6 protein-coding genes and 1 pseudogene are annotated in these 3,995 nt (G+C 51.7%); 4 read left to right on the top strand and 3 right to left on the bottom strand.

Going from position 1 to position 3,995, the window contains the following annotated elements; translation table 11 throughout:
* Nucleotides 1-77: 77 nt before the first annotated feature.
* From DY926_RS07730 to DY926_RS07720, 3 genes and pseudogenes are all read left to right on the top strand, one after another.
* Nucleotides 78-542: pseudogene (locus DY926_RS07730) on the top strand (tyrosine-type recombinase/integrase); the annotation flags it as partial.
* Between the two features lie 301 nt (nt 543-843).
* Entirely contained in the window at nt 844-1,176 is a 333-nt protein-coding gene (locus tag DY926_RS07725) for an ArsR/SmtB family transcription factor (protein ID WP_241503117.1), read from the top strand.
* A gap of 14 nt (nt 1,177-1,190) precedes the next feature.
* Nucleotides 1,191-1,739 carry a rhodanese-like domain-containing protein gene (locus DY926_RS07720; RefSeq protein ID WP_116702837.1) on the top strand — a complete coding sequence of 183 codons (549 nt, stop codon included), beginning with the start codon at nt 1,191-1,193 and terminating at the stop codon, nt 1,737-1,739.
* Between the two features lie 36 nt (nt 1,740-1,775).
* On the opposite strand, the gene DY926_RS07715 is transcribed toward DY926_RS07720, so the two are convergent.
* The 3 genes from DY926_RS07715 to DY926_RS07705 all read right to left on the bottom strand — a co-directional run bounded on the left by DY926_RS07715 (nt 1,776) and on the right by DY926_RS07705 (nt 3,234).
* A protein-coding gene (locus tag DY926_RS07715) for an IS5 family transposase (protein WP_196778568.1) occupies nt 1,776-2,527 on the bottom strand; the annotation gives its coding sequence in 2 pieces (ribosomal slippage) (nt 1,776-2,197 and nt 2,197-2,527; 753 coding nt in all).
* Between the two features lie 94 nt (nt 2,528-2,621).
* Nucleotides 2,622-2,954, bottom strand: a complete 333-nt coding sequence (locus DY926_RS07710) for a HigA family addiction module antitoxin (protein ID WP_186336109.1) — start codon at nt 2,952-2,954, stop codon at nt 2,622-2,624.
* The gene (locus tag DY926_RS07705) at nt 2,944-3,234 is read right to left on the bottom strand and encodes a type II toxin-antitoxin system RelE/ParE family toxin (RefSeq protein ID WP_116100417.1); all 291 of its coding nucleotides are present in this window, start codon (nt 3,232-3,234) and stop codon (nt 2,944-2,946) included. The genes DY926_RS07710 and DY926_RS07705 overlap by 11 nt, the downstream gene beginning before the upstream one ends.
* 311 nt (nt 3,235-3,545) lie before the next feature.
* Between DY926_RS07705 and DY926_RS07700 the strand changes: the two genes are divergently transcribed.
* Nucleotides 3,546-3,938 carry a DUF6538 domain-containing protein gene (locus tag DY926_RS07700; RefSeq protein WP_241503116.1) on the top strand — a complete coding sequence of 131 codons (393 nt, stop codon included), beginning with the start codon at nt 3,546-3,548 and terminating at the stop codon, nt 3,936-3,938.
* Nucleotides 3,939-3,995: the final 57 nt, after the last annotated feature.

The following is a 3,995-nucleotide window of genomic DNA, read 5'->3' as shown; positions in this document are numbered from 1 at the left end:
CCAATGGAACAAGGCCACCCAGCTGACAGCCTGAAAACTTCACGGCAGAGCGTTACTCAACACACTACAGTTAACGTGACAGCTCCCCCTGTTTCCTTATCCGGACTCACACCGAAACCGGCTGGGCACCCAAGACGGAAGCTGGCACCCGCATGGTGCCCGTCCATTCAAAACTGATTGAAGTAGGTGTGCTGGCCCTTAAGGATACCACTGACAGCCCTTATCTCATTCCGGGTCTGGAAACCTCAAAACAGGGTGTCAGGGGCGCAGCCCTTGGCAGAGCTTTCTCATTGCTCAAGACCCGCATTGGTCTGCCCGCCGAAATCACGTTTCATTCCTTCCGGCACACCGTATCGACCCAACTCAGAAACGCAGATGCCAACATCCGGGAAGTCTGGATTGACCGCCTGCTGGGTCATGAAGCAACCCACAAAAGTCAGGGCACCACAACCTACCTAACCAGCATTTCAACCACCAATCTCAGCCAAACCATAGAGGCAATCAGCTACCCAGAAACAGCCTTCAAAAAGATACCGTTTTAAAAGGGAGCCAGCAGTGTCAAATGGCTACCCAAGGGGTGCATTCGACAAGCTGGTAAGGGGGAGAAATTTCCCCCGTTAACCCTCTCTTTGGAAGGAAAACCAGTTATGCCTGCATCTCGAACTTCTCGCCTTTCTGTCCGTGCTTCACCCAACAAACTCATACTCTGGAACCATATCGCGCGTAGTCATGGTCATGTATGCGCTTGGTTATTTCAGGGTAGGACTTGGACATGAGAACTTCACCTAACGACACATATAAATTAGAGATTGCTAAAATAGAATCTCCCGATAAGATGTCAATGTGAAAAAACAGAATCCACTCTCCCCTCCCGTCGAGGCCATGCAACAGCACGCAGCCAAAGCGGAATCATTGCTTAAGGAACTTGCCAACGCCAACCGATTGATGGTGCTCTGCCACCTTGTTTCGGGTGAAAAAACCGTCAGCAACATTGTCGATACTGTTGGATTATCACAGTCAGCGCTTTCCCAACATCTGGCTCGGTTGAAGGAAGCCGGACTGGTAGAGTCTGAAAAGCGCGGGCTGATGGTCTATTACCGGCTTTGCAGCGTTGAAGTGCAGGCGCTCCTTGCCGTGCTCCATCTGATTTTTTGTCGTGAACCTACACTTGATTAGAGAAAGCTTATAAAATGACCATACAATCTGTTGACGCGAAAACTTTGAATAACTGGCTAGAACACAACGAAGCTGTACTGGTTGACGTACGAGAGCCCGCAGAGTTCGCATCAGAATCCATCCCCGGCGCTACTCTTGTGCCGCTCAGCACGGTCAAAATATCGACGCTGCCGCTTCATGAGGGCAAGAAACTGGTTATCTATTGTCGCAAAGGCGGTCGCGGCGCTTCAGCGTGTCAGAAACTCCTTGCCGAAATACCCAACCTTGACATCTACAACCTCACAGGCGGTATCGAGGCATGGATAGCCGCGCGGATGCCGGTGACACACTCCGGCCGGAAAGTTCTACCACTTGACCGTCAGGTACAACTGGCCATCGGCACATTCATTCTTGTCGGTGTCCTGCTGGGATTTTTTGTAAATCCGGCTTATTTTCTACTGAGCGGGTTCATCGGCGTCGGCCTGATTATGGCTGGTTTGAGCGGCTTTTGTGGCATGGCACGGATAATGGCCCTCATGCCATGGAACCGCTCCCCCCCCCCGGCAACCAACCAGCCATCATAACATGTGGAGGTGTCACGGTTTAGGGCTTGTGGGGATTCACCGTGAATGGATGATGGCTGCGGCAAGATAGATCATGGAACTGAAGCTTTTGTCTGTTTTATCGGCCCGCATCGCGATGCGCTTAAACTCCTTGAGTTTACAAAAGAAGTTCTCGATCAGATGCCGCCATTTATAGATTTCCCGATCCAGAGGTAGCGGCTTTGAACGTCGGGGGTGCTGAGAAATGACGACCGTGGCGCCCCTTTCATTGAGTTCAGCAATGATGGCGTTGCTGTCGAATGCCTTATCAGCGATGAAGGCATCGAATGTGAGGTCGTCAATCAACGGCGGCACTTCCACACTATCGAAGCGCTGTCCGGGCATCAGGCGGAAACGCACCAGATTTCCCAGAGCATCTGTCAGCGCGAGAATTTTCGTCGTCATGCCACCTTTCGAGCGGTCTATGGCCTGGCTCTGAGTCCCCCTTTTGCGCCCTGACCGTGGCGGTGAACCTTCACGATCGTTGCATCAACCATGGCGTATTCCATGTCCGGATCACCCGACAAAGCATCGAAAATCCGTTTGAAAATATCGGCATTACGCCAATCGCTGAAGCGACGGAACGCCGTGCTCCAGTTTCCGAAAATGGCAGGCAGGTCGCGCCACGGACTGCCTGTCCGGACAATCCACAGCACCGCTTCCATGAAAAGGCGGTTGTTCCGACCGCTCCGACCCGGATCAGTTGCCTTGCCAAGGCAATGCGGTTCAATCAGCGCCCATTGGGCGTCCGTCAGCACAAAACGTTCCATCTGAAGCTTGAATCACAAATCAAGCCTCACGTGAATCCCCACAAACCCTAGTTCCGGACCTTTCCGCACTGCTGGTGCTCCCTTTAAAAATAAGCTATTGAGAAACCCGATATCCGACAGGTTTCTGAGCCTGACCAAAGAAACCACTCACCTCAAGATCGCCTGCATGGACACGCGCTTGTGCCAAATCAAACGTGCTCTGCATCCGCATCAGCGTCTCGGCACTAACCCCAAAAGCTTTCTCAAAACGGATTGCCATATCGGCTGATAAACGTGCCCGGCCATTCAGCAACGCACTGATGGACTGGCGAGAAACCCCAAAATGCTCGGCTACAGCATTAACACGGATGTTATGAGGTTCTAGTAGTTCTGTTCTTATCCAGTCCCCCACATGAACCGCCAGAGAGGGGTGCATTTTAAGAGCCATGATAATCCTCCAATGTCATATCCAGAAGAGCGCCTGTTTCACTTACCCTGAATGTCAGACGCCAGTTTTTCGTAACGGTCATTGACCATGTGCCTGCCCGGTCGCCTGTTAGCGGGTGCAGTCCATAGTTTGGAGGCACAGACAGTTCTTCCAGAGACCCAGCAGCATCAATAAAGGCCAACATTTTTCGCAAACGACTGATGTCACCGACCAGCCCTTTCGCATTCCCTGTTTCAAAGAAACGCCGGAGCCCTTTATGAGCGATACTGTCTATCTCCATGTATGTAACGTATAACTTTACATAAAGTACGTCAAGCAGCGCTTTACGCTTAAAACGTCTACAGTCTGCCTCTCGCTGTCTTGACTGCCCCACGGGTTTGCCCGCAGAATAAACCCGCAGTCACCATGTGAAGGATGATTTCATCTGAAATTATCGTTCTGTTTCAATGGGTTGTCTGACTAGTTGCGACCAAAGAGAGCGGGTTCGAGTCCCTCAGACTTTTGCGCTACAGCCTTGAAAAGACGTCATAAAACCGGATTATGATAGGTGAACGGAACTTTCCCGGTTGTCTTCCCAGTCTGGGAACCCACATGCTGCGTCTTATCGGCTCTCACTACCACTTTCGCCGTGCCGTTCCGGTCGTGCTGCAAGCCTGCCTTGGCAAAACGGAAATCTCCCTCTCCCTGCAAACCGAAAGCAAGTTTCTGGCCCGCCAGAGGGCAGCTGCCCTCTATGCCCGTACAGGTGAAGTCTTCCATAAGGCCAGAACCATGCAGGGCCGCTTCTCAGGCAAAGAACTGACGTCCCTTCTCACCTTTCAAAGCCCGGTGACACTGGAACCTGAGGTTATGGCTCAGGAAGAGAAGGTAACCTCTACTCCCAAACGGAAAACCATGAAACCGAGAGAGAAACTGGCCCGGAAAGTCATCAGGAAACCTCGCAGCACCAAGAAGGGAGCTGTCACGTTAACTGTAGTATGGTAGAGAGGAGTGATGAGCAAAGAGGTTGTGAGCTACAAAAGACATCGTTTTCCACGCGAA

Origin of the sequence: Komagataeibacter melaceti (assembly GCF_003403295.1) — a bacterium.
Lineage (GTDB): Bacteria > Pseudomonadota > Alphaproteobacteria > Acetobacterales > Acetobacteraceae > Komagataeibacter > Komagataeibacter melaceti.
Note: the sequence above shows the minus strand (reverse complement) of the source record. Positions and strands in the feature narration are given on the sequence as shown.

Excerpts from the sequence above, each read along its gene's own strand:
- DY926_RS07720 (WP_116702837.1), top strand. The coding sequence starts at position 1,191 with ATGACCATACAATCTGTTGACGCGAAAACTTTGAATAACTGGCTAGAA.
- DY926_RS07710 (WP_186336109.1), bottom strand. The coding sequence starts at position 2,954 with ATGGCTCTTAAAATGCACCCCTCTCTGGCGGTTCATGTGGGGGACTGG.
- DY926_RS07705 (WP_116100417.1), bottom strand. The coding sequence starts at position 3,234 with ATGGAGATAGACAGTATCGCTCATAAAGGGCTCCGGCGTTTCTTTGAA.
- DY926_RS07700 (WP_241503116.1), top strand. The coding sequence starts at position 3,546 with ATGCTGCGTCTTATCGGCTCTCACTACCACTTTCGCCGTGCCGTTCCG.